Genomic DNA, 25,581 nt, shown 5'->3' on the forward strand with positions numbered 1-25,581 from the left:
CGGGCTTTAATCCTATCAGTCGGCTTCGGTACCCAGACCCAGCAACTCGCGGGCGTGGGTGAGGGCGGCGTCGGAATCGGGCATCCCAGACAGCAGACGAGCCATCTCGGCCTCGCGCTCGGCGCCGTCCAGACGCCGGACATCCGACGCCGTGACCGACCCGTCGTTGGCTTTCACGACGCTGAGATGATTGGTCGCGAACGCGGCGACCTGCGCGAGATGGGTGACGGCGATCACCTGGGAAGATGCCGCGAGTCGCGCGAGACGCCGCCCGACCTCGATCGCGGCCGCTCCGCCGATGCCGGCGTCGACCTCGTCGAACACGAACGTCGGAACCGGGTCGACCGCGGCGATGACGACCTCGATCGCCAGCATCACCCGGCTGAGCTCGCCGCCCGACGCGCCCTTGGAGACCGAGCGGGGCTCGGCTCCGGGGTGCGGGGCGAGGAGGATCGCCACGTCGTCCCGTCCGTGGACGGATGCCGCGCCCGCGGCCACCTCGACGACCAGACGCGCGTCGGGCATCGCGAGCGCACGCAGCTCGACCGTCACCGCCGCGCCGAGGCGCTCGGCGGCATCGATGCGCGCCGCCGTGAGCGCCGCCGCCGCGTCGTCGAGCTCGGCCGCGACTCGGACGAGGTCGGCGGTCAGGCGCTCGATGCGATCGCCGTCGTCGTCGAGTTCGGCCAGGCGCGCCGACCCGGATTGGAGCAGCGCGATCGCCGCGTCGAGGCTGCCGTGCGAGCGGACGAGGCCTGCGAGCACCGCACGACGCTCCTCGACGGCAGCGAGCTCGTGGGGGCCGGCCTCGTCGAGGTCGGCGAGGTAGCCGGCGAGTCCCGCCGCCACGTCGGCAACGCGGTAGCCGAGATCGGCGATCTGACCGGCGAGATCCGCGAGCTGCGGGTCGTCGACGCGGTCCAGCGATCGGCGGGCGTCGGACAGCAGCATCCCGGCGTCTGGTGCGTCGCCATCGCCCGACAGCGTCTCGTGGGCCGTCGCCGCGGCCAGGCGCAGCTCCTCGGCGTTCGCGAGCCGCTCCGCACGGGCGGTGAGCTCGGCATCCTCGCCGGCGACCGGCTCGGCCTGCTCGATCTCGGCGAGCTGCACCCGCAGGTCGGCCGCCTCGCGCGCACGGTAGTCGCGATCGTGGGTGAGCTCGGCGAGCTCGCGATCGAGTGCGCGCCACTGCTCGAACTGTTCGCGGTACCTCGAGCGGGCGGCCTGCACGGGCGCACCGCCGAAGCGGTCGAGAGCGTCGCGCTGTGCCGCGGCGGAACGCAGCCGCAGCTGATCGGACTGACCGTGCACCACGACGAGCTCGTCGGCGAGGTCTGCGAGCACGCCTGCCGGAGCCGCCCGCCCGCCTACGGAGGCCCGACCGCGGCCGGCGCTCGAGACCGACCGCCCGACGAACAGCTCGGCGCGCCCGTCGCCGATCGGCTCGAGGTCGCCGCCGGCCTCACGCACGCGCTCGGCCACTGGTCCGTCATCGGGCACGATCCACACGCCGTCGACCGATGCCTCGGCCGCCCCGGCCCGCACCGCACCGGAGTCGGCGCGCTGCCCGAGGAGGAGCCCGAGACCGGTGACCACCATCGTCTTGCCGGCACCCGTCTCACCGGTGATCGCGGTGAACCCCGGACCGATGGGCAGTGTCGCCTCGGCGATGACGCCGAGGTCGCGCATCCGCATCTGCTCGATCATGCGCCGCCCTCGATCGTGGGGTGCGCGGCGGTGATCGCGGCAGGGCCGCGCCAGCCCGCGACCGGCAGCCGGAACTTGCGGACGAGCCGATCGGTGAAGGCGGCGGGATGCAGTCTGGCCAGACGCACCGGACGCTCGTCACGGCGGACCACGACGCGGGCACCCGGAGGGAGCTCGTGGGAACGCCGCCCGTCTGCCCAGAGGATTCCACTGTCGTTGGTGTGCTCGAGCACCTCGATGGCGACCGCGTGCTCGGGACCGACGACGAGCGGCTTCGCGAACAGCGCGTGGGCCGACAGCGGCACCACCGCGATCGCCTGCACCGTCGGCCAGATGACGGGTCCGCCGGCGGAGAAGTTGTAGGCGGTCGAGCCCGTCGGGGTCGAGACGACCACGCCGTCGCACCCGAACGACGACAGCGGGCGACCGTCGACCTCGATGACGACCTCGAGCATGCGCTCGCGGCTGGCCTTCTCGACCGTCGCCTCGTTCAGGGCCCAGGTCTCGTAGATGACGGCGTCACCGGCATCCTTCACCCGGACGTGGAGCGCGAGCCGCTCCTCGACGTCGTAGTCGCGGGCGATCACGCGACGCACCGCGTCGTCCATGTCGTCGCGCTCGATCTCGGCCAGGAAGCCGACGTGACCCATGTTGATGCCGAGCACCGGGGCCGTGCCGTCGCGCACGAGTTCTGCGGCGCGCAGGATCGTGCCGTCGCCGCCGAGCACGATGGCGAGCTCGATCTCGCCGATCGGCACGTCGTCGTCGAGCACCGCGACGTCGGAGAAGACGTGCCGCGCAGCCGCGAGCTCGGCCCGGTCGGAGCGCGCGAGCACCGGACGGGCGCCGGCGGCGCGCAGCGCGCTGACGACACGTTCCGCCGCCACCACGGTGTCGTCGCGCTGGGCGTGCGCCACCACCAGGATGCTGCGCTCGGGCTGTGTCATGGGCTCCCCGCCAGTCGGTTCACAGTGCTCAACCATTCTGTCGGATTGCTCCCCCGCCCGAGGGCGAGATGTGCGATGTACTCGGCATTCCCGTGGGTGCCCGCGATCGGGGAGGAGACGATGCCGCAGGTGCCGAGCCCTGCGTCCCACGCCGCCCACAGCACGCCCGCCACCGCGTCGGCCCGGAGCGTCGGGTTCGTGACGAGACCGCCCTTCACGGCGGTGCGCCCCACCTCGAACTGGGGCTTGATCAGCAGCACCAGATCGGCGCCGGGAGCCGCGACGGAGCGTGCGGCCGGCAGAACGTGCGTGAGAGAGATGAACGACAGGTCGCCGGTGATGACCGCGGGAGCGGCATCCGTCCTCGCCGCCTCGGCGAGGGATGCCGGCGTCATGTACCGCACATTGAAGCCCTCGACCGCGATCACGCCCGCGTCGGCCGCGATCGACGGCGCGAGCTGGCCGTGACCGACGTCGACCGCGATCACCGGATCGGCACCGCGCTCGCGCAGCACCTGGGTGAACCCGCCGGTCGAGGCACCCATGTCGAGGGCGACGGCCCCACGCACCTCGACGCCGAACGCGTCGAGACCGGCGATCAGCTTGTGGGCCGCTCGGCTGACGTAGTGGTCCGCACCGGCGACCTCGATCAGCGCGTCGTCGTCGACCTTCGCCGAGGCCTTCACGACGGGCCTGCCGTCGACGCTCACGAGGCCGTCGGCGATGAGCGTGGCCGCATGGGTGCGCGAGCGGGCGAGCCCCCGTTCGGCGAGGGCTGCGTCGAGGCGCGCCGTCATGCGCGCGTCGGGTTCTGGGGTCCTGATTCGAGCCGCCGAGCGAGCTCGTCGTGCAGACCTTCGTAGGCCGCCGCACGCGTGCCGAGCGGCTGCGCCTCGATGACCTCGAGGCGCGGAAGGAGGTCGCCGTGAGCATCGTCGAGGTGCGGCTGATCCATCCCCTCAGGATACGGCGTCGCCCCGCCGCGGGCGCGAGCACCCGCGGGCCGCCGCGTTCTGGGCCAGGATCAGGGGCGGTGAAACGGGTCGGCGTAGAGCCGCTCGGGCACGCGGAAGCCGAAGATCGCACGCCCCGTCGCCCAGATCGCGGCCGCGCCGGCGCGCAGCAGGTCGATCTGCTCCGCACCCTCGGAGAGGATGTGGATGTCGGCGCCGTCGACGCGCACGGATGCGCCGCGGACGGTCGTGACATCGCCCGACACCTGCACCTCGGGGTAGGGCTCGTGCAGCTGCCGGAGGTCGGCCAGGATGAAGTCCGGCTGCGATCCCGCGGGAGCGGCGAGCACGTGCTTCGGCCGGTCGATGCCGGTCAGCACCAGTGCGGACGCGATGTCAGCACGGTTCGCGCCGAGGATGTCGGTGTCGAGACGGTCGCCCAGGAAGATCGGATGCTGCGCACCGAACCGCGCGACGGCCTCTTCGAAGATCGGGGTCTCGGGCTTGCCTGCAACAGTGGCGAGGCGGCCGATGGCGGTGTGGACGGCGGAGACGAGCGTGCCGTTGCCCGGCGCGACGCCGCGGGACTGCGGGATGGTCCAGTCGGTGTTGGTGGCGATCCACGGGATACCACCGTCCTCCTCAGGGACTTTGAGCGCGAACGCCGCCTCGGCGAGGTGGGTCCAGCCCACATCGGGCGAGAACCCCTGCACGACAGCGGCCGGCGCGTCGTCTGCGCTGCGCGTCACCGTGAACCCGGCCTTCTCGACCTCGACGATGAGCCCCTCGCCGCCCACGACCATCACGACCGAGCCCGGCGCGATGAGGGTGGAGAGCAGGCGCATCGCCGCCTGCGGACTCGTGACCACATCCTGCGCGCGGGTCGCGAGACCCAGGTCGCTGAGATGCTGAGCGACGGATGCGTCGGTGCGCGACGCATTGTTCGTGATGTAGCCGAGCGCACGCCCATCGGCGGCTCGGAGCAGGTTGTCCACCGCGTGGGGAAGTGCGCCCGCCCCGGCGTACACGACTCCGTCGAGGTCGGCGAGCACCGCATCGACGCCGTCGAGCGGCGTGGCCGTGACGGAGCGCCTCGAGAACAGCCCCATCAGCGATCGGACTCGTCGTCGACGCCGGCATCGGCGAGGATCTCGGCGACCTCGTCCTCGATCGACGGTGCGGAGGCGGCTGCCGACTCTTCGGGCGCGGCATCAGCCGACGCCACATCTGCGGCAGGCTCGACGCCGTCGACGTCGTCAGCGACGTCGGCCTCGTCGACCTCGACATCGGAGGGCTCATCCTCGGGCTGGTCCACGTCAACGACATCGTCCGACGCGTCCAGATCGTCGTCATCGAAGTCGTCGTCGAAGGCCACGTCATCGTCGAGCTCGACGATGACGACCTCATCCTCGATCTCTTCGACCTCTTCGATGTACACGGTCTCGAGGTCGCCACCGCCGTTGGCGGCGTCGAGGGCCTCGGCCGCGACGATGGCGCGCTCGCTCCAGCGAGTGGCCTCGTCATGGCGGCCGAGCTCCTCGAGCACAGCGGCGCGAGCGGCGAAGAGCGCGGGGCTCCACTCGAACGCGCGGTGCGGGTCGAGCTCGGGGATCTCGAGCTCGAGCAGCGCACGGTCTGGCTGGTCGAGGTCGAGACGCGCGCCGGACATCGCGATCGCCAGCTCGACGCGCACCTCCACAGGGAGCGTCGCGCGGTCCACGGCGCGGCCGGCCTCGAGCGCGCGGTCAGGCCGTCCGATGCCCCGCTCGCTGTCGACCATGAGCGCGATCTGGTCATCGCGACCCGAGATGCGCCGGTACGTGCGCAGCTCACGGAGCGCGAGAGCGTAGTCGCCCGTCGCATAGGCCGTGATCGCGAGGGTCTCGCGAACGATGGCGATACGGCCGGCACGGTGAGACGCGGCCAGCGCGTGCCGATGAGCGAGCGCCGCATCCTCTTCGATCAGCTGCGACGCCATCACGAGATGACGTGCCACCTCTTCGGCGTTCTCCTTGCTGAGCGTCTTCAGTTCATTGCGGGCGCTCGGGTGCAGGTCGTGACCGGTGACGTCGTCGGGGATGACCGGCGCGTCGATCCGCGGTCGGATCGGGCGGATCTCGCCTTCGCGCATGGCACGGTCGGGACGCCCCGCTCCCCCGCGCGTCGGACGCGGACCACCGGAACGGTCGCCGTCGCGCCGCTCGTAGGGCCGGTCGCCGTCGCGCTTCTGGTACGGCTTCCGCTCACCATCACGCGGCGCATACGGCCGATCGCCATCGCGCTTGACGTACGGGCGATCGCCATCGCGCTTCTGGTACGGCTTCCGCTCACCATCACGGGGAGCGTGCGGCTTCTTGTCGCCATCTCGCTTCGCGTAGGAACGGTCGCCGTCGCGCTTCTGGTACGGCTTCCGCTCGCCATCACGCGGAGCGTAGGGACGGTCGCCATCGCGCTTCTGGTACGGCTTCCGCTCACCATCACGCGGAGCATACGGCCGATCGCCGTCGCGCTTCACATACGGCCGGTCGCCATCGCGCTTCTGGTAAGGCTTCCGCTCACCATCACGCGGCGCGTACGGCTTCTTATCGCCGTCACGCTTCGCGTAGGGACGGTCACCGTCGCGCTTCTGGTAAGGCTTCCGCTCACCATCACGCGCCGCATACGGCCGATCGCCATCGCGCTTCACATACGGCCGGTCGCCATCACGCTTCTGGTACGGCTTCTTCTCGCCGTCGCGCTTGGCGTACGGCTTCTTGTCGCTGCTGTGGCTCGAGGCGGGCTTGCGATCGCCGCGGGCTGCCCCGCCGGATCGCTGCTGGTCGGATCGTGATGCTCGCGCGCGATCGTTCTCGCCGGAGCGCTCGTGCTCTGCCATCTTCTGATCCTCCCGAATCGCCCACCACGGGGCAACGATGTTCTGTTAACGCAGATAGGCCACCCGGCGTTGGGTGGCCTATCTGTCTAAAGGAAGTCCGGCGGTGTCCTACTCTCCCACAGGGTCCCCCCTGCAGTACCATCGGCGCTGAGAGGCTTAGCTTCCGGGTTCGGAATGTGACCGGGCGTTTCCCTCTCGCTATGGCCGCCGAAACACTATTGATGTTTCAATCGTGCACACAACAATCAGTTTGTTGGTGCGGTTCTCGACCGTACATCGAGAACCACTCAGTGGACGCAAGCACCTAGAACGGTGTGTTATCAAGTCATCGGCTTATTAGTACCAGTCAGCTGCACGCATTGCTGCGCTTCCACATCTGGCCTATCAACCCAGTAGTCTGGCTGGGAGCCTCTCACCCGAAGGTATGGAAATCTCATCTTGAGGCCGGCTTCCCGCTTAGATGCTTTCAGCGGTTATCCATCCCGAACGTAGCTAACCAGCGGTGCTCCTGGCGGAACAACTGGCACACCAGAGGTTCGTCCAACCCGGTCCTCTCGTACTAGGGTCAGATCCTCTCAAATTTCCTACGCGCGCAGCGGATAGGGACCGAACTGTCTCACGACGTTCTAAACCCAGCTCGCGTACCGCTTTAATGGGCGAACAGCCCAACCCTTGGGACCTACTCCAGCCCCAGGATGCGACGAGCCGACATCGAGGTGCCAAACCATGCCGTCGATATGGACTCTTGGGCAAGATCAGCCTGTTATCCCCGAGGTACCTTTTATCCGTTGAGCGACAGCGCTTCCACAAGCCACTGCCGGATCACTAGTCCCGACTTTCGTCCCTGCTCGACCTGTCAGTCTCACAGTCAAGCTCCCTTGTGCACTTACACTCGCCACCTGATTGCCAACCAGGTTGAGGGAACCTTTGGGCGCCTCCGTTACTTTTTGGGAGGCAACCGCCCCAGTTAAACTACCCACCAGGCACTGTCCCTGAACCGGATTACGGTTCGAAGTTAGATATCCAGAGTGACCAGAGTGGTATTTCAACAATGACTCCACGGTAACTGGCGTCACCGCTTCAAAGTCTCCCACCTATCCTACACAAGCCACACCGAACACCAATACCAAGCTGTAGTAAAGGTCACGGGGTCTTTCCGTCCTGCTGCGCGTAACGAGCATCTTTACTCGTAATGCAATTTCGCCGAGTTCGCGGTTGAGACAGTTGGGAAGTCGTTACGCCATTCGTGCAGGTCGGAACTTACCCGACAAGGAATTTCGCTACCTTAGGATGGTTATAGTTACCACCGCCGTTTACTGGGGCTTAAATTCTCAGCTTCGCCTTGCGGCTAACCGGTCCTCTTAACCTTCCAGCACCGGGCAGGCGTCAGTCCGTATACATCGTCTTGCGACTTGGCACGGACCTGTGTTTTTAGTAAACAGTCGCTACCCACTAGTCTCTGCGGCCACCAAACGCTTTCGGAGCAAGTCCTAATACGCCGGTGGCCCCCCTTCTCCCGAAGTTACGGGGGCATTTTGCCGAGTTCCTTAACCACGATTCTCTCGATCTCCTTGGTATTCTCTACCTGACCACCTGAGTCGGTTTGGGGTACGGGCGGCTGGAACCTCGCGTCGATGCTTTTCTCGGCAGCATAGGATCACCCACTTTTTATCCGCATCGTGGCTCAGCCTGTATGAGTGACGGATTTGCCTATCACTCGGCCTACGCACTTGCACCAGGACAACCATCGCCTGGCTTGGGCTACCTTCCTGCGTCACACCTGTTAATACGCTAGCCGCACCAGCATGGGGTCGAGCGTTCGCCAAGACGGCTTCACCCCGAAGGGATCCATCCATTCCTGGTTAGGACTCTTAGCACCACTGGATTAGCTTGGGCGGTTCTTCGCCGGTACGGGAATATCAACCCGTTGTCCATCGACTACGCCTGTCGGCCTCGCCTTAGGTCCCGACTTACCCAGGGAAGATTAGCTTGACCCTGGAACCCTTGGTCTTTCGGAGGACGTGTTTCTCACACGTCTTTCGCTACTCATGCCTGCATTCTCACTCGTGTAGCCTCCACGGCTGGTTCACACCGCCGCTTCGCTGGCCACACGACGCTCTCCTACCCATCAACACGGCTGGACCACGAAGGCCTACCAATAATGTCAATGCCACAACTTCGGTGGCGTGCTTGAGCCCCGTTACATTGTCGGCGCGGAATCACTTGACCAGTGAGCTATTACGCACTCTTTCAAGGGTGGCTGCTTCTAAGCCAACCTCCTGGTTGTCAAAGCAACTCCACATCCTTTCCCACTTAGCACGCGCTTAGGGACCTTAGTTGGTGGTCTGGGTTGTTTCCCTCTCGACTATGAAGCTTATCCCCCACAGTCTCACTGCTGCGCTCTCACTTACCGGCATTCGGAGTTTGGCTGACGTCAGTAACCTTGTAGGGCCCATCGGCCATCCAGTAGCTCTACCTCCGGCAAGAAACACGCAACGCTGCACCTAAATGCATTTCGGAGAGAACCAGCTATCACGAAGTTTGATTGGCCTTTCACCCCTATCCACAGCTCATCCCCTCAGTTTTCAACCTAAGTGGGTTCGGTCCTCCACGACGTCTTACCGTCGCTTCAACCTGGCCATGGATAGATCACTTCGCTTCGGGTCTAGGACACGCGACTGAATCGCCCTATTCAGACTCGCTTTCGCTACGGCTACCCCACACGGGTTAACCTCGCCACGTATCGCTAACTCGCAGGCTCATTCTTCAAAAGGCACGCTGTCACACCTACCAGGGGTGCTCCAACGGTTTGTAAGCAAACGGTTTCAGGTACTATTTCACTCCCCTCCCGGGGTACTTTTCACCTTTCCCTCACGGTACTTGTCCGCTATCGGTCATCTGGGAGTATTTAGGCTTATCAGGTGGTCCTGACAGATTCACACGGGATTTCTCGGGCCCCGTGCTACTTGGGATACTCTCCACGCCAGAACACGCATTTCGACTACCGGGCTGGCACCGTCTATGGCCGGCCTTTCAAGACCGTTCGTCTATACGCTTCTGTCACGTCGGCTGCTCGGCAGAACAACCAGGAAAGTCCCACGACCCCTCACATGCAACCCCTGCCGGGTATCACACACATGAGGTTTAGCCTGTTCCGATTTCGCTCGCCACTACTAACGGAATCGCGGTTGCTTTCTCTTCCTGTGGGTACTGAGATGTTTCACTTCCCCACGTTCCCTCTACCCGCCCTATATATTCAGGCGGGAGTCACCAGGTCGCCTTGCAGCGCCCAGCGGGGTTTCCCCATTCGGACACCCTCGGATCAAAACTTGCTTATCAGTTCCCCGAGGCTTATCGCAGATTGCTACGTCCTTCTTCGGCTCCAGATGCCAAGGCATCCACCGTTTGCTCTTAAAGACTTGAAATCACATGAGTTGAATCAAAACTCGACCCAGGCCGAAACCTGGATCAGAAATTGACTAATGATCTTTAAGATCATCAAAACAAGAACAATCCGAAGATCATCCTTGCAAGATGCTCGCGTCCACTGTGTAGTTCTCAAAGTACGGGCGGGATCCTCCCCCACCACCAGCACACAGCCGGCAGCAGACAAGGCCCAGAAGGCCCAACAACACCACGACCCCGAAAGGCCCCGGCATCCGGTCCCTCAGGACCCAACAGCGTGCAGCCACCCCGCTCACCAACCCCCACCTTCCAACCCGACCCCGAAGGACCTGGCGTACTAGTGCGAATCAGCCGCGCTGACAGCATGTCAAATGTTCCACCCATGAGCTCCCTGCAGACACATTCGGTCTGATCAGGGTTCTGGACTCCGAAGAGTCAGATGCTCCTTAGAAAGGAGGTGATCCAGCCGCACCTTCCGGTACGGCTACCTTGTTACGACTTAGTCCTAATTACCGATCCCACCTTCGACGGCTCCCTCCACAAGGGTTGGGCCACCGGCTTCAGGTGTTACCGACTTTCATGACTTGACGGGCGGTGTGTACAAGACCCGGGAACGTATTCACCGCAGCGTTGCTGATCTGCGATTACTAGCGACTCCGACTTCATGAGGTCGAGTTGCAGACCTCAATCCGAACTGGGACCGGCTTTTTGGGATTCGCTCCACCTCACGGTATTGCAGCCCTTTGTACCGGCCATTGTAGCATGCGTGAAGCCCAAGACATAAGGGGCATGATGATTTGACGTCATCCCCACCTTCCTCCGAGTTGACCCCGGCAGTATCCCATGAGTTCCCACCATTACGTGCTGGCAACATAGAACGAGGGTTGCGCTCGTTGCGGGACTTAACCCAACATCTCACGACACGAGCTGACGACAACCATGCACCACCTGTTCACGAGTGTCCAAAGAGTTCTACATTTCTGCAGCGTTCTCGTGTATGTCAAGCCTTGGTAAGGTTCTTCGCGTTGCATCGAATTAATCCGCATGCTCCGCCGCTTGTGCGGGTCCCCGTCAATTCCTTTGAGTTTTAGCCTTGCGGCCGTACTCCCCAGGCGGGGAACTTAATGCGTTAGCTGCGTCACGGAATCCGTGGAAAGGACCCCACAACTAGTTCCCAACGTTTACGGGGTGGACTACCAGGGTATCTAAGCCTGTTTGCTCCCCACCCTTTCGCTCCTCAGCGTCAGTTACGGCCCAGAGATCTGCCTTCGCCATCGGTGTTCCTCCTGATATCTGCGCATTCCACCGCTACACCAGGAATTCCAATCTCCCCTACCGCACTCTAGTCTGCCCGTACCCACTGCAGGCCCGAGGTTGAGCCTCGGGTTTTCACAGCAGACGCGACAAACCGCCTACGAGCTCTTTACGCCCAATAATTCCGGATAACGCTTGCGCCCTACGTATTACCGCGGCTGCTGGCACGTAGTTAGCCGGCGCTTTTTCTGCAGGTACCGTCACTCTCGCTTCTTCCCTGCTAAAAGAGGTTTACAACCCGAAGGCCGTCGTCCCTCACGCGGCGTTGCTGCATCAGGCTTCCGCCCATTGTGCAATATTCCCCACTGCTGCCTCCCGTAGGAGTCTGGGCCGTGTCTCAGTCCCAGTGTGGCCGGTCACCCTCTCAGGCCGGCTACCCGTCGACGCCTTGGTGAGCCATTACCTCACCAACAAGCTGATAGGCCGCGAGCCCATCCCCAACCGAAAAATCTTTCCAACCACTCACCATGCGGTGGTAGCTCATATCCAGTATTAGACACCGTTTCCAGCGCTTATCCCAGAGTCAGGGGCAGGTTGCTCACGTGTTACTCACCCGTTCGCCACTGATCCACCCAGCAAGCTGGGCTTCACCGTTCGACTTGCATGTGTTAAGCACGCCGCCAGCGTTCATCCTGAGCCAGGATCAAACTCTCCGTAAAGAAAAAATGCATACGAACCAGGGAAAAACCGGAACGCAGCGAGTTTGAACTGACCAAAGAGATAAATCATTGCTGACTATCCGTTTGCCAACCCCCGAAAGGGCTGGACTTTGATCCAAAGGAATTCTCAACCAACCCAAAAAAGGTTGGACGAGGATAATTTGGCATTTGACAAGTGCACGCTGTTGAGTTCTCAAGGATCGGACACCCAACCAGACCAACCCACACGTGGGCGGCCCCAGAAGGGCAACTTCACTATCTTATCTCTCTCGGTCCGTCTGTCAAATCGGCAGCTCGTGATCGAAGAGGATCTGGAGCTGCGGCCGATGACCGCGGATTCCCGGAGGAGACTCCCCATCCTAGACCCGAACGCACGAAGCGATCAAGGTCTTCTGAAGGGGATTTGTTCTCCGCTTGAGGGGGTGAGGCTCTCGGCCTCTCGCTTCCCTGTGGGGCGAACGAGTAAAACTCTACGTCGCTGCGATGCATCCGTCGAATCGGGGCCGCATCCCGGGCGTGTCGCAGGCCTCCAGCCCCGGAAACACGCGGAATCAGCGCCTGCGGCGCAGCTGCACGACCACGCACAGCGCGAGGGTGAGCGCACCCCACACCGCGCACGCCGGCGGCAGGACCCGGTAGGCGAGATGTGCGACGGTGAACTCCGCGTCGAGCGGACCGAAGGCGAGCAGTCCCCCAATCCACGCCGCCACGAGCGCCGCCGGCAGCGACAGCCACCACACGAAGCGCACCCACGTGGGCAGCACGCGGGTGACGGAGGTCGCGGCCTCCTGTCTCACCACCCACACGAGCAGGAAGACGCCGATGATCGCCAGGCCGAGCACGCTCGACCCGTGCTGCAGCCACTTGTAGCCGGTCAGCGGTCCCCAGAACTCGTCGAGCACGGGGAACGCCTCTACGCCGCCGCGACCTTCGTGCGTGAACAGATCCCACACGATGTGCGTGACCACGCCGAGTGCGAGCGAGATCACGAGAAGCGCGACGCCGCGCCACGACGCACGCCAGCTGTCGCCGACGCGGCTGACCACGAAGGTCTCGCGCGCGGATGCGGCGGCGCCGGCGCCCCACTCCCCCGGCAGACGCACGGCGAGCCAGGTCGGCGCGAGCTCACGGGCGGCGGGACGCAGCACGCATCGCCACAGGAGGAGCAGCGCCAGAGCGAGGAGCACCGATGCCGGCAGCCACGCGAGATCGTGCGTGCGTCCGTAGTGCAGCGGCATGCCACGCACGAACAGTGGCAGGTCCGGTGCCATCGCGCCGACCGCGATCGCCGCGGGGACGAGCGGCGTGCGCACGAAGGGCAGCGCGACGACGGCATGGCTCGGCGTGAACGGCATCCGTGCTCCCGCGCGCCCGGTCAGCGCGCTTCGAGGAACACGCCCGCGAGCGTCTTCTTGCCGCGCCGCAGCACGGAGACCCCACCCGGGAGCAGCCCTGTCACGACTGCCGACTCGTCGTCGACCTTGACCCCGTCGAGCGACACTCCGCCCTGCGAGATCGCGCGCCGGCCCTCCGAGAGGCTCGCGACGAGGCCGGTGTCGACGAGCGCCTGCAGCACCCCGGTGTCGGCGGCGACCGTCGCGTTCGGAAGCTCGTCGAGCGCCTGCCGGAGCGTCTGCGCGTCGATCGAGGTGAGATCGCCCTGGCCGAAGAGGGCATCGGATGCCGCGATGACGGCGGCCGTGGCATCCGTCCCGTGCACGAAAGCGGTCACCTCGCGCGCCAGGCGCTTCTGCGCCTCGCGGCGGAACGGCTCGGCCTCGACGAGTCGCTCGTACTCCTCGATCTCGGCGCGCGTGAGGAAGGTGAAGACCTTGAGGCGCGTGATCACGTCGGCGTCGTCGGTGTTCAGCCAGAACTGGTACATCCGGTACGGGCTGCACATCACCGGGTCGAGCCAGATCGCGTTGCCGGCGCTCTTGCCGAACTTCGTGCCGTCGCTGTTGGTGATCAGCGGCGTGCCGATCGCGTGCACCGAGACGCCCTCGACGCGGTGGATGAGGTCGGTGCCGCTCGTGAGGTTGCCCCACTGGTCGCTGCCGCCCGTCTGCAGCACGCAGCCGTAGCGGCGGTGCAGCTCGAGGTAGTCGAGTCCCTGCAGGATCTGGTAGCTGAACTCGGTGTAGCTGATGCCCGCTTCGGAGTTCAGGCGCGCCGAGACGGCGTCCTTCTTGATCATCGTGCCAACGCGGAAGTGCTTGCCGATGCCGCGGAGGAAGTCGATCGCGCTGAGCGGCGCCGTCCAGTCGAGGTTGTTCACCATGCGTGCGGCGTTGTCGCCCTCGAAGCTCAGGAACCGCTCCACCTGCGCGCGCAGGTAGCCGACCCATTCCTCGACGGTCTCGACCGGGTTCAGCACGCGCTCGGTGTCGCGCCCTCCCGGGTCGCCGACGAGGCCGGTGGAGCCGCCGACGAGCCCGAGGGGCTTGTGGCCGGCCAGCTGCAGACGGCGCATCGTGAGCAGCTGCACCAGATTGCCGAGGTGCAGGCTCGGCGCCGTCGGGTCGAACCCGCAGTAATACGTGATCGGGTCCCCGGCGAGAAGGGCGCGCAGCGCCTCCTGATCGGTGGACACATGCACGAGGCCGCGCCAGACCAGTTCGTCCCAGACGTTCTCGAACGTCGGGTCGTTGGCGGGGGCGGTCGCGCTCACGACGGCGGTAGACACGCGTGCCAGGCTATCAGCGGCGGACCGGTGGTCCCGCCTGCGTCACGCCGGCCGATCCAGACGCGCGACCTGGTCCGCGGTGAGCCCGATGCGCACAGCATCCATCGCCGCATCGAGCTGCTCCAGTTTGCTGCCGCCGAGGATCGGCCGCACGCCGCGCGCGACGTGCCAGGCGAGCACCGTCTGACCACGGGTCGCCCCGAGCTCGGCTGCGACGGCGTCGAGTTCGGCGAGTCGACGCCGGTTCCCGGGGTGGTCGTACACCTCGGGGATCTCCTTCTCGGGGTTGTCGTACGCCCCCGACAGCAGCGGCGTGTACGCCCACACCTCGAGCCCGTGGACGTCGGCGTAGTCCCGCTGCTCGTCGCTCAGTACGCCGAAGGCGTGCTCCACGCCCGGCGGACGCGTGCCAGGGCGCACCCGGAGGTAGGTGCTGTTGAGCTGGAGCGCGTCGATCGGCGTCGACCCGATCGACGCGGCATGAGCGCGAGCGCGCTCGATCCGCCATGCCGGGTGGTTCGACGCGCCGACACGGGCGGCGCGTCCGGCGCCGGTGATCTCGGCGAGCGCGTCGACGGTCTCCTCGATCGGGATGCTGCGGTCCTCCTGATGGAGCCACAGCAGGTCCACCGACTCGATCCCCATCCGCTCGAGGCTGCCCGCGAGGGCGTCGGCGACGGCACGGCGCGAGAGCCCGGCGCGTCGGTTCGGCCACGACCCCGCCCACAGCGGCTCGGCACCGAGCTTGGTCGCGATCTTCACACGCTCGCGCATCCCGGGTCTCGCGGCCAGCCAGCGGCCGATCACCCGTTCGCTGTCGCCGCCGAGCCCGGTGTCGCTCGCCCAGAAGCTGTAGCAGTCGGCGGTGTCTATCCAGGCGCCGCCGCGCGCGACGAACTGGTCGAGCAGCGCGAAGGATGTGTCGTCGTCGATCGTCGTGCCGAACATCATGGCGCCGAGGACGAGGGCGGAGGCGGGGGGTGCGGCGTTCGTCATGCCCCCAGCCTGCAACCTGGAGTCCGCTCCAGGTCAAGCCCTAGTGTGTGGATCATGTCGACCTACACGCCGTCACAGGCTGCGCAGCTGTCGGGGTTCAGCCTCGACACCCTTCGCTACTACGAGCGCGAGGGCATCCTCCCCCGCGTCGCCCGCACCACCGGCGGGCACCGCGCGTATTCGGACGCCGACATCGGCACGCTCGGATTCCTGCGATGCCTGCGCGAGACGGGCATGCCGATCGAGAAGCTGCGCCGCTACGGCGAGCTGTGCCGGGATGACACCACGATCCCGGATCGGATCGCGATCCTCGAGGAGCACGCGGGCGCGGTGCAGCGCGACATCGACGATCTCCTCGCGCAGCAGGCGCGCTTGGCCGAGAAGCTCGACTGGTACCGCGGGGAGTTGGCGGATGCCGATTCTTAAGCCTTTCGACTTGCTTCTCTCTTGTATAAGCGTGTGGGCTTGATTATGCTCAAGCATCAGAGCTCAATCCCGCGAGACTCAAGGAAGGGGGCTTATCCGTGTTCGTCGTCACCGCAGACCAGCGCGACAGTCGCAGCACCCGCGACCTGGTCCCCGACGCCCTCGCCGCGGTCGCCGAACTGGCCGGAGACCGACTGACCGCCGCAGCGGAGCGCACCGCCGGCGACGAGATCCAGTTCGCCACGGCCGACCCGGGCGCGCTGCTCGCCCTTGCGCTCCACCTGACGCGCACCGGCACGTGGAGCGTCGGAGTGGGCATCGGTGATGCCGACTCTCCGCTGCCCACCAGCGTGCGAGCCGGCCGCGGCGAAGCGTTCATCCAGGCGCGCGATGCCGTGGAGCGGGCGAAGAAGACGCAGACCCGCGTGGCGATCTCCGGCGGCCCGGACGCCGCCGACGCCGAAGCCCTCGTACGCCTGCTGGTCGATCTGCGCGATCGACGCACCCCGGAGGGCTGGGAGGTGCACGACCTGCTCGCCGACGGCCTCACCCAGCGAGAGGCGGCGGTGCGCCTCGGCATCAGCGAGGCGGCGGTGAGTCTGCGGGCGAAGGTCGCCGCCCTGCGCGTCGAGGTGGCCGCCGTGCCCGCACTCGAACGCCTGCTCGGACGCGCCGACGGCGCCGCGTGAGCGCGTCGGAGGCCCGTGCCAGACTGACCGGGTGATCATCCCCGACGTGATCGTGGCCGCGGCGCTGTCGATCTTTTTGTTCCTCGCGCTGTGCGCGGCCCTCGTGCTCGTGGTGATCAGCGTGCGCAAGCCCACCGACGTCCCGCTCATCGCCGCCGGGTCGCTCGTCGTGCTGTGCCTGCTCACCGTCGTGGTCTCGCCGGTGAACGTCCCGCTGCTCGTGGGCCTCGCGATCGCCCTCCTCGGCACGGCGCTCGCGGTGATCGGCGGCAACCCGGTCACCCGCCGCATCCTCGACCTCTCGACCCATGGCCGGGTTCCCGAGGGGTCGAACGGCGGCATCCTGCTCCGCGGTCCGGCGGTGACCGTCGACGGCGAGGCGATCGCCGGCCAAAGCGCCCTGCGCGAAGTGCTGCGCGGCGGAACCACCATCGGCTACCTCGAGCGCATCGCCGTGGTGCTCGGCATCGTCGCGGGTTTCCCCGAGGCGATCGCCGTGATCGTCGCCCTCAAGGGCATCGGCCGGTTCTCGGAACTGGCGGCGCCCGAAGCGCGCGAACGGTTCATCATCGGCACGCTGGCGAGCCTCGTGTGGGCATGCCTGGTCGGCGCGCTGGTGCGACTCGCGATCTGGTGATCGAATCGATGACGACGGATGCCGCGCCCGCGCGGCAGCCGCCACGACCGAGGCTGAGCCGACCTAGAGACCGAGCGCGTGCGCCGCGTCCTGAACGCGGGCGATGAGCTCGGCCCGCTGTTCGGCCACCCGGTCCGGCGCCGTGCCGCCGACGCCGGTACGGCTCGCGACGGAGCCCTCGACGGTGAGCACCTCGCGCACCTCGGGAACGAGGTGCGGCGACACCGATGCGAGCAGCTCGTCCGACGCATCCTCGAGCCCGATGCCCTGCTGTTCGCAGGCACGCACCAGGGCACCCGAGATCTCGTGGGTCTCCCGGAACGGGATGCCGCGCTTCACGAGCCATTCGGCGACGTCGGTCGCCAGCGAGAAGCCCTGCGGCGCGAGCGCCGCCATGCGGTCGGTGTCGAATCGCAGCGTCGCGACCATGCCGGCGAACGCGGGCAGCACCACCTCGAGCGTGCGCACCGAGTCGAAGACCGGCTCCTTGTCTTCCTGCAGATCGCGGTTGTAGGCGAGCGGCAACGCCTTGAGGGTCGCGAGGAGCCCGGTGAGGTTGCCGATGAGACGGCCCGCCTTGCCGCGTGCGAGTTCGGCGATGTCGGGGTTCTTCTTCTGCGGCATGATGCTCGACCCTGTCGAGTAGCCGTCGTCGAGGGTGACGAAGCCGAACTCGCGGGTGTTCCAGAGGATGATCTCCTCCGCGAAGCGCGACAGGTCGATGCCGATCATCGCGGCGATGAACGCGAACTCGGCGACGACATCTCGCGCCGACGTGCCGTCGAGCGAGTTCTCGGACGGACGCGCGAGGCCCAGTTCCCGTGCGACGAGCTGCGGGTCGAGGCCGAGCGTCGAGCCCGCGAGCGCTCCCCCGCCGTACGGCGAGACGGATGCGCGCACCGACCAGTCGCGCAGGCGCTCGAGATCGCGCACCAGCGGCCACGCGTGGGCCTGGAGGTGGTGGGCGAGCAGAACCGGCTGCGCGTGCTGCAGGTGGGTGCGCCCCGGAAGGATGGCGCCCGGGTGCGCCTCCGCCTGCGCGACGATCGCGTCGACGAGACGCAGGATCTCGCGGGCGATCGTGCGCGCGTGGTCGAGCAGGTACATGCGCACGAGCGTCGCGATCTGGTCGTTGCGGCTGCGGCCGGCTCGCAGCTTGCCGCCGAGCTCGGGGCCGACGGCGCCGATCAGCGCCTGCTCGAGCGCACCGTGCACGTCCTCGTCGGACGGGCTCGGCCGAAGCGTGCCGTCGACGATGCCGCGTGCGAGCGCGTCGAGACCCGCGTGCATCGCGGTCTCCTCGTCGGCGGTGAGGTACCCCGCCGCGGCGAGAGCCTTCGCATGAGCGTGGGAGCCGGCGATGTCGTAGAGCGCGAGGTCCCAGTCGAAGTGGGTGGAGCGGCTGAGCTCGGCCAGCTCGGGCGACGGTCCCGTCGCGAAACGGGCGCCCCACAGCGCGCCCTCGTTGGTGCCGGAACCCTCTGAATCGCTCACCGCACCAGCCTACCGACGCGACGCTCACGCTTCCGCCGTGCGACGGCGCGATGCGACGGCGCGAGGTCAGCGCCGCCGCGTCAGCGGCGCGACCCGTCCGGCGCAGGCACGAGCAGCCGGCCGACACGGTCGATCAGGGATTCGAGCGGCCCCCGTCCGACCAGCAGCATCCATCCCGTGCAGAGGAGCAGCGTGCCGACGGCGAACGGCCAGAAGGGATCGAGTGCGCGGAAGCCCGACAGGTCGCCGGTGTCGCCCAGCTCCGACGACGCGACCATCGCCCACACCACGAGTTGGCCGACGTACGCTGTGAGCGGCATCGCGCCGACCGCCCGGAGCGGCAGCGTCGCGTACATCGCGGGCCGCCACGAGCACAGCAGTGCGCACAGTGCGATCACGGCCAGGGCGAACCCGCCGGAGCCGACCACCTCGAGGAGACCCGTGGAGTGGGCGCGGGCGGTCCAGACCGCGCTCCAGAGCGACTCGGCCTCGGCAGCGCGGTCGACACCGGTGAGGGCGTCCGCCCCGTAGGCGGCGACGGCGAGCACTGCGCCGGCGCACAGCATCCGCACCTGCACGATCCGACGGCGCATCCCCGCCCGGGCGCACGCGAGACCGGCGGCGACGAACGCGATCCAGGTGAGGAACGGATAGTGCCAGCCGATCAGCAGGCCGATGTCGCTGCCGTCGGGCGTCTGCCAGAAATCGCCGGCATCGATGAGCGCCTGGAGGAACGGCATGGCAAGGGCGACCACCGCGGCGAACACGACCAGCGACCGTGCCGAGAGGCCGGTCAGCGGGATCGCGAGCACGAAGAGGAACGCGTACGCCGGGAGGATAACGAACACGGGGATGCCGGTGAGGATGAGCAGGAACCCCAGCACGAGGAACGCCAGGGCGCGGACGGCGAGCCGGCCGCGCGCGACGGCCATCGCGTCGCCGCGCAGCCGGTCGCGTCCGCCGGTCATCAGTCCGATCGACACGCCCGCGAGCGTGGCGAAGAGGATCGACGACCGGCCCGCGGCGATCGCGCTCCAGGTCGCGGGCTCGGTCCAGACGAACGCCTCGGGCAGATCGATGAGGTGCGCGGCGAACATGCCGAAGACCGCGAGCCCGCGGGCGAGGTCGACACCGGCGATGCGGCGAGGCGGACCCAGCCGCTCCCACCGCGACGCGATGTGCGCCGCCACCGGGTTGGTCGGCGGTGTGGGGCGTTTCGTCTCGCTGCGCTCGCTCAACGACGGGGGTCCTGTACTCGCTCAACGACCGGGGGTCCTGTGCTCGCTCAACGACCGGGGGTCCGTGTACTCGCTCAACGACCGGGGTCCTGTGCTCGACGGCGGACGGGAGGTCAGCCCTGCCGCAGCAGCCAGACGAGCAGCGCCTTCTGGGCGTGGAGCCGGTTCTCGGCCTCATCCCAGACCACGCTCTGCGGGCCGTCGATCACCTCGGCGTCCACCTCGTAGCCGCGGTCGGCGGGAAGGCAGTGGATGAAGATCGCGTCGCTCTTCGCCAGGCCCATGGTCTCCTGCGTGACCTTGTACCCGCCGAGGTCGCGCAGTCGCGCGAGCTTCTCCTCCTCCTTGCCCATCGACACCCACGTGTCGGTGACGATCACGTCGGCTCCGGCCGCGGCCTCGTTCGCGTCGGTGTAGAGGGTCACCGAGCCGCCGGTCTCGGTCGCGCGCCGATCGGCGTCGGCGATCACGTCGTCGCGCGGCGCGTACGCCTCCGGCGACGCGACACGAACGTGCATGCCGGCGGTGACTCCCGCGAGCACATAGGAGTGCGCCATGTTCGACATGCCGTCGCCGAAGAACGCCAGAGTGAGCCCCGCGAGATCGCCCTTGTGCTCCTTGATCGTGAGCAGGTCGGCGAGCAGCTGGCAGGGGTGGAAGTCATCGCTCAGCGCATTGATGACCGGCACGCGGGTGCCGCGGGCCATCTCCTCGATGCCGGCCTGCGCATAGGTGCGCCACACGATGGCGGCCACCTGGCGCTCGAGCACCCGTGCGGTGTCGGAGGGCGTCTCCTTGCCGCCGAGCTGACTGTTCGCGGTCGAGATGATCAGCGGCGAACCGCCGAGGTCGGCGATGCCGACAGCGAACGACACGCGCGTGCGGGTCGAGGACTTGTCGAAGATCACCGCGACGGTCTGCGGCCCGGCGAGGCTCTTGTCGGCCCAGCGGTCCTTCTTCAGCTCGATCGCGAGGTCGAGGATCTCGCTCTGCTCGGCCTGGGTCAGGTCGTCGTCGCGCAGCAGGTGGCGGGTCATGCGGGCACCTCCGTGGGCGCGTCGGCGGGAGTTCCGGTCGGTTCGAGCAGGAGCGCGTCCTCGACGGTCTTGAGCGACGCGGTGAAGAGCTCGATGAACTCGTCGATCTCGACGTCGCCGATCGTGAGGGCGGGCACGAGACGGATCGTCTCGTCGTTGGGCGCATTGATCACGAGGCCGTGCTCCTGCGCGGCGGCTACGAGGGCCTTCGCGACCGGATGCGCGAGTCCGACGCCGATCAGCAGGCCGGTGCCGCGCGTGCCGGCCACGAGAGGCGAGCCGATCGCCTCGATCGCCTGGCGGATCTGCGGCCCGCGCTCGGCGGCGTTGTCGACCAGCCCGGCCCGCTCGATCTCGCCGAGCACCGCGTTCGCGACGCCGGTGCCCAGGGCGTTCCCGCCGAAGGTCGACCCGTGCGTTCCCGGGTAGAAGAGCTCGCTCGCGCGCCCGAAGGTGATGAGCGCGCCGATCGGGAAACCGCCGCCGATTCCCTTGGCGACCGTGATCGCGTCGGGCGTGATGCCGGCGTGCTGGAAGGCGAACCACTCCCCCGTGCGTCCTGCACCGGTCTGGATCTCGTCGATCACGAGCAGCACACCGTGACGCTCGGTGATCTCGCGCGCGGCCTGCAGGTAGCCCTCGGGCAGCTCGACCACACCCGCCTCGCCCTTGACCGGTTCGACGAACAGGGCGGCGACACGGTCATCGATCGCGGCCTCGAGCGCCTCGATCGTGGAGTCGATGAACTCGACACCCGGGGTCATCGGCAGGAACGGCTCCTGCATGTACGGCTTGCCCGTGAGCGCCAGCGTGCCCATCGTGCGGCCGTGGAAGGCATCGGTGAGGGCGAGGATGCGCGGGCGCTCCGCGCCGCCGTGGAGTCGCGCCAGCTTGAACGCCGCCTCGTTGGCCTCGGCGCCGGAGTTGCCGAAGTAGACGCGCCCGGTCTCGCCGGTGCCCGCGAGCCGCTTGAGCGTCGCCGCGAGGGCGAGCTGCGTGGGCGTCGCGAAGTAGTTCGACACGTGCGCGAGCGTCGCACCCTGCCCCGCGAGCGCCTCGACGAACACCGGATGGGCGTGGCCGAGGGAGTTCACCGCGATCCCGGCGAGGAAGTCGAGGTACCGCTTGCCGTCGGCATCCCACAGATATGCGCCTTCACCGCGCACGAACATCGCCATCCGGTCGCCGAAGCTGCGAACGAGGTCTCGACCCGCGTCATCCTGCCATGTCATCCGAGCACCACCTCTGTTCCGATTCCCTTACTTGTGAAGATCTCGACGAGCACCGAGTGCGGCACGCGTCCGTCGATGATGGCCGCGGTCTCGACGCCGCCCTCGACGGCCTCGAGGCACGCCGCCATCTTCGGGATCATGCCCGACTCGAGCGACGGCAGCATCGCGCGCAGCTCGGTCGACGTGAGATGCGAAACGAGCGAGTCGCGGTTCGGCCAGTCGGCGTACAGCCCCGGCACGTCGGTCAGCACGACGAGCTTCGCTGCGCCGAGCGCCTTCGCGAGAGCGGATGCGGCGGCATCGGCGTTCACGTTGAGCGAGTGTCCGGGGTGGTCGAGATCGGGGGCGATCGACGAGACCACGGGGATGCGTCCCGCGTTGATCTGGTCGAGGACCGGCTGCGGATCGACCTCGACGACATCGCCGACGCGGCCGAGGTCGTGCTCGACCCCCTCGATGACCACGCCCCGTCGGCGACCGCCGAACAGGCCCGCATCCTCGCCGCTGAGCCCCGTCGCTACCGGGCCGTGCGCATTGATCTTCGACACGAGCTGCGGGTTGATCTGGCCGGTGAGCACCATGCGCACCACCGAGATCGCCTCGGTGGAGGTGACCCGGTAGCCGCCCTTGAACTCGCTCGGGATGGCGAGGCGGTCGAGCATCGACGAGATCTGCGGTCCGCCGCCGTGCACGACGACGGGCTTGACGCCCACGTACCGGAGGTAGGCGATGTCGGCGGCGAAGGCATCCTGCAGCTCTTCGCTCACCATGGCGTTGCCGCCGTACTTGACGACGACGATCTGGTCGCGGAAGCGCTTGAGCCACGGCAGCGACTCGATGAGCGTCACGGCCCGCGTGCTCGCCTCGGTCGGATCGGTGTCCTGGATATCGGTCATGAGGAGTACGCGCTGTTCTCGTGGACGTAGTCGTGCGTCAGGTCGTTGGTGAGGATGGTCGCCGTCTCGTCGCCGACCTTGAGGTCGATGACGAGGTGGGTCGCCCGCGGGGTGAGGTCGACGTCTTCGCGGGGCGCGTCGGGGCCCCCGGCGGTGCAGACGCGCACGCCGTTCATCCAGACGTCGACGTCGTATGGGTCGAACGCGGCGTCGGTGGTGCCGATGGCGGCGAGTACGCGTCCCCAGTTGGGGTCGTTCCCGAAGATCGCGGCCTTGAAGAGGTTGTTGCGGGCGACCGAGCGGCCGACCTCCACGGCGTCCGCCTCGGATGCCGCGTGCGTGACCTCGATGGTGATGTCGTGGCTCGCGCCCTCGGCGTCGCCCTGCAGCTGCTGAGCGAGGTCCTGGCTCACCTCGGCGAGCGCCGCGGCGAAGTCATCGAGGTCGGGCGTGACCCCGCTCGCCCCGCTCACCATGAGGGTCACCTGATCGTTCGTCGACATGCAGCCGTCCGAGTCGAGGCGGTCGAACGTGCGGCCGGTCGCCTGTCGGAGGGCGGTGTCGGCCTGCGCGCTCGTCAGCACCGCGTCGGTGGTGATGACGACGAGCATCGTCGCGAGGCCGGGAGCCAGCATCCCGGCGCCCTTCGCCATGCCGCCGATCGACCAGCCGTCGCGGGTGACGACGGAGCGCTTCGGCTTCGAGTCGGTGGTCATGATCGCGAGGGATGCCGCTTCGCCGCCGTCGTCGGAGAGACCTGCAATCCCCCGCTCGGTGCCGTCGAGCACTTTGGCGCGGAACACCTCGTCGCCGGTGCCGATGAGGCCCGTCGAGCACACCACGATGTCGCCGGCGCTCACGCCGAGCAGCTCGGCGGCCTTCTCTGCGGTCTGGTGGGTCGTCTGGAAGCCGAACGACCCGGTGAAGCAGTTCGCTCCTCCGGAGTTGAGCACGATCGCCTCGACCACGCCGTCCTGCACGACCTGCTGCGACCAGATGATCGGGTTCGCCTTGGCGCGGTTGCTCGTGAAGACGGCCGCACCCACCTTGAGCGGGCCGCGGTTGACCACGACCGCCACATCGAGGTTGCCGGTCGACTTCAGGCCCGCCGCGACCCCGGCGGCTTCGAATCCCTGGGGCGCGGTGACACTCACGGCGCGACTCCGTTCACGGTGAGGCCGGTGCCTTCGGGGAGGCCCAGCGCGATGTTCATGGACTGCACGGCAGCGCCGGCGGTGCCCTTGACGAGGTTGTCGACGGCGGCGACCACCACGACCCGGTTGGCGGCGCGGTCGATCGCGAGGCCGAGGAGGGCGGTGTTCGCTCCGATGACGTCGGCGGTGCGCGGAAACTGCCCCTCGGGCAGCAGCTGCACGAAGCTCTCTCCGGCATACGCCGACTCCCACGCCGCGCGGATCTCGGCGTCGGAGACACCGGGAGCGATCGGGGCGGTGGAGGTCGCGAGGATGCCGCGGGCCATCGGCACCAGCACCGGCGTGAACGAGATGGCGATCGCCGGTGTCGTGTCGGCCCCGCTCTCGGTCGGGGCCACCGCCGCGGCGAGCGCCTGCGCGATCTCGGGGATGTGCCGGTGGGTGCCGCCGACCGCGTACGGGTTCGCCGAGCCGAGGATCTCGCTCGCGAGCAGGTTCGTCTTGAGGCTCTTGCCGGCGCCCGAGGGGCCGACGGCGAGCACGGTCACGATGTCGGACGGGTCGACGACGCCCGCTGCGACACCGGGTGCGAGCGACAGCGAGACGGTCGACGCGTTGCAGCCGGGGGCCGCGATGCGGGTCGCCCCGACCAGCTGGTCGCGCTGCTTCCCGCCGGCGACCGGAAGCTCCGGCACACCGTACGCCCACGGCTCGTGGAAGTCGCCGCCGTAGAACTGCGCCCAGGCGTCGGCGGACTCGAGCCGGTGGTCGGCACCGGCGTCGATCACGAGCGCGGCGTCGCCGAGGGCATCCGTGTACTGCCCCGACTGCCCGTGAGGGAGGGCGAGGAACACGATGTCGTGTCCGGCGAGGATCTCGGGGGTCGTGTCCTGCAGGGTCAGGTGTGCGAGCGACCGCAGGTGCGGCTGGTGCAGGATGAGCGGCTGTCCCGCGTTGGAGTGCGCGGTGACGGTGCGGATCTCGACGTCGGGATGTGCGGCGAGGATCCGGAGGATCTCACCGCCCGCATAGCCGGATGCGCCGGAGACGGCGACCGAATATGTCATGGATTCCACCTTAGAGTCTTGGGTCGTGGCGGAGTTCATCGATGACTCACTCCGCAGGGGGCCGCAGGCGGCGACACCCGCACCCTTCGACGAACTCAGGGACCGCATGATCGCGGCACGCGGGGTCGCCTAGAGTCGGCGGTCACCCAGGCGAAGGCGGCGTCGGCGC

General features: G+C 67.4%; 19 protein-coding genes and 3 rRNA genes. 3 read left to right on the top strand and 19 right to left on the bottom strand.

Annotated elements, in window-relative coordinates; all coding sequences use genetic code 11:
* Positions 1-15 precede the first annotated feature (15 nt).
* The 12 genes from recN to JOD63_RS08415 form a co-directional block, all read right to left on the bottom strand.
* Positions 16-1,707 carry a DNA repair protein RecN gene (recN, locus tag JOD63_RS08360; RefSeq protein ID WP_045275317.1) on the bottom strand — a complete coding sequence of 564 codons (1,692 nt, stop codon included), beginning with the start codon at positions 1,705-1,707 and terminating at the stop codon, positions 16-18.
* Complete coding sequence (locus tag JOD63_RS08365) at positions 1,704-2,654, bottom strand: NAD kinase (protein ID WP_045275316.1); 951 nt, start codon at positions 2,652-2,654, stop codon at positions 1,704-1,706. Before JOD63_RS08365 ends, recN begins: the two co-directional genes overlap by 4 nt.
* A complete protein-coding gene (locus tag JOD63_RS08370) occupies positions 2,651-3,451 on the bottom strand; it encodes a TlyA family RNA methyltransferase (protein ID WP_045275315.1) in 801 nt (266 codons plus the stop codon). The genes JOD63_RS08365 and JOD63_RS08370 overlap by 4 nt, the downstream gene beginning before the upstream one ends.
* Positions 3,448-3,609 (bottom strand): hypothetical protein, encoded by a 162-nt coding sequence (locus JOD63_RS08375; protein WP_169748398.1) that lies wholly within the window; start codon positions 3,607-3,609, stop codon positions 3,448-3,450. Before JOD63_RS08375 ends, JOD63_RS08370 begins: the two co-directional genes overlap by 4 nt.
* 69 nt (positions 3,610-3,678) lie before the next feature.
* On the bottom strand, positions 3,679-4,716 hold the full coding sequence (locus tag JOD63_RS08380) for an HAD-IIA family hydrolase (RefSeq protein ID WP_045275314.1): 1,038 nt from the start codon (positions 4,714-4,716) through the stop codon (positions 3,679-3,681).
* Positions 4,716-6,482 (bottom strand): primosomal protein, encoded by a 1,767-nt coding sequence (locus JOD63_RS17765; RefSeq protein WP_245243886.1) that lies wholly within the window; start codon positions 6,480-6,482, stop codon positions 4,716-4,718. Before JOD63_RS17765 ends, JOD63_RS08380 begins: the two co-directional genes overlap by 1 nt.
* Before the next feature lie 95 nt (positions 6,483-6,577).
* Positions 6,578-6,694, bottom strand: a 5S ribosomal RNA gene (gene rrf, locus JOD63_RS08390).
* 104 nt (positions 6,695-6,798) lie between these two features.
* A 23S ribosomal RNA gene (locus tag JOD63_RS08395) occupies positions 6,799-9,907 on the bottom strand.
* A 430-nt stretch (positions 9,908-10,337) separates the two neighbouring features.
* Positions 10,338-11,860 (bottom strand): 16S ribosomal RNA (locus tag JOD63_RS08400).
* The 16S, 23S and 5S rRNA genes sit together here, the layout of an rRNA operon.
* A 551-nt stretch (positions 11,861-12,411) precedes the next feature.
* A complete protein-coding gene (locus JOD63_RS08405; protein ID WP_045276182.1) occupies positions 12,412-13,215 on the bottom strand; it encodes a DUF4184 family protein in 804 nt (267 codons plus the stop codon).
* A gap of 20 nt (positions 13,216-13,235) precedes the next feature.
* Entirely contained in the window at positions 13,236-14,546 is a 1,311-nt protein-coding gene (tyrS, locus tag JOD63_RS08410) for a tyrosine--tRNA ligase (RefSeq protein ID WP_084613574.1), read from the bottom strand.
* A 42-nt stretch (positions 14,547-14,588) separates the two neighbouring features.
* Positions 14,589-15,542 carry an aldo/keto reductase gene (locus tag JOD63_RS08415; RefSeq protein ID WP_045276180.1) on the bottom strand — a complete coding sequence of 318 codons (954 nt, stop codon included), beginning with the start codon at positions 15,540-15,542 and terminating at the stop codon, positions 14,589-14,591.
* A gap of 54 nt (positions 15,543-15,596) precedes the next feature.
* On the opposite strand from JOD63_RS08415, the gene JOD63_RS08420 reads away from it, so the two are divergent.
* From JOD63_RS08420 to JOD63_RS08430, 3 genes are all read left to right on the top strand, one after another.
* Positions 15,597-15,968, top strand: coding sequence for a MerR family transcriptional regulator (locus JOD63_RS08420; protein WP_045276179.1), 372 nt, complete (start codon positions 15,597-15,599; stop codon positions 15,966-15,968).
* A 98-nt stretch (positions 15,969-16,066) separates the two neighbouring features.
* On the top strand, positions 16,067-16,657 hold the full coding sequence (locus JOD63_RS08425) for a hypothetical protein (RefSeq protein ID WP_045276178.1): 591 nt from the start codon (positions 16,067-16,069) through the stop codon (positions 16,655-16,657).
* A 31-nt stretch (positions 16,658-16,688) separates the two neighbouring features.
* Positions 16,689-17,294 (top strand): hypothetical protein, encoded by a 606-nt coding sequence (locus JOD63_RS08430; RefSeq protein ID WP_052682532.1) that lies wholly within the window; start codon positions 16,689-16,691, stop codon positions 17,292-17,294.
* 63 nt (positions 17,295-17,357) lie between these two features.
* Here the strand turns inward: JOD63_RS08430 and argH are convergent, their stop codons facing one another.
* From argH to argC, 7 genes are all read right to left on the bottom strand, one after another.
* On the bottom strand, positions 17,358-18,788 hold the full coding sequence (gene argH, locus JOD63_RS08435; protein ID WP_045276177.1) for an argininosuccinate lyase: 1,431 nt from the start codon (positions 18,786-18,788) through the stop codon (positions 17,358-17,360).
* Positions 18,789-18,868: 80 nt separating this feature from the next.
* Positions 18,869-20,026, bottom strand: coding sequence for a heparan-alpha-glucosaminide N-acetyltransferase domain-containing protein (locus JOD63_RS08440; RefSeq protein ID WP_084613573.1), 1,158 nt, complete (start codon positions 20,024-20,026; stop codon positions 18,869-18,871).
* Positions 20,027-20,139: 113 nt separating this feature from the next.
* The gene (argF, locus tag JOD63_RS08445) at positions 20,140-21,063 is read right to left on the bottom strand and encodes an ornithine carbamoyltransferase (RefSeq protein WP_045276176.1); all 924 of its coding nucleotides are present in this window, start codon (positions 21,061-21,063) and stop codon (positions 20,140-20,142) included.
* Entirely contained in the window at positions 21,060-22,295 is a 1,236-nt protein-coding gene (locus JOD63_RS08450) for an acetylornithine transaminase (RefSeq protein WP_045276175.1), read from the bottom strand. The genes argF and JOD63_RS08450 overlap by 4 nt, the downstream gene beginning before the upstream one ends.
* A complete protein-coding gene (gene argB / locus JOD63_RS08455; RefSeq protein WP_045276174.1) occupies positions 22,292-23,191 on the bottom strand; it encodes an acetylglutamate kinase in 900 nt (299 codons plus the stop codon). The genes JOD63_RS08450 and argB overlap by 4 nt, the downstream gene beginning before the upstream one ends.
* The gene (gene argJ / locus JOD63_RS08460; RefSeq protein WP_045276173.1) at positions 23,188-24,345 is read right to left on the bottom strand and encodes a bifunctional glutamate N-acetyltransferase/amino-acid acetyltransferase ArgJ; all 1,158 of its coding nucleotides are present in this window, start codon (positions 24,343-24,345) and stop codon (positions 23,188-23,190) included. Before argJ ends, argB begins: the two co-directional genes overlap by 4 nt.
* Positions 24,342-25,412 (bottom strand): N-acetyl-gamma-glutamyl-phosphate reductase, encoded by a 1,071-nt coding sequence (gene argC, locus JOD63_RS08465; protein WP_045276172.1) that lies wholly within the window; start codon positions 25,410-25,412, stop codon positions 24,342-24,344. The genes argJ and argC overlap by 4 nt, the downstream gene beginning before the upstream one ends.
* Between the last annotated feature and the right edge of the window lie 169 nt (positions 25,413-25,581).

This window comes from Microbacterium terrae, assembly GCF_017831975.1.
Lineage (GTDB): Bacteria > Actinomycetota > Actinomycetes > Actinomycetales > Microbacteriaceae > Microbacterium > Microbacterium terrae.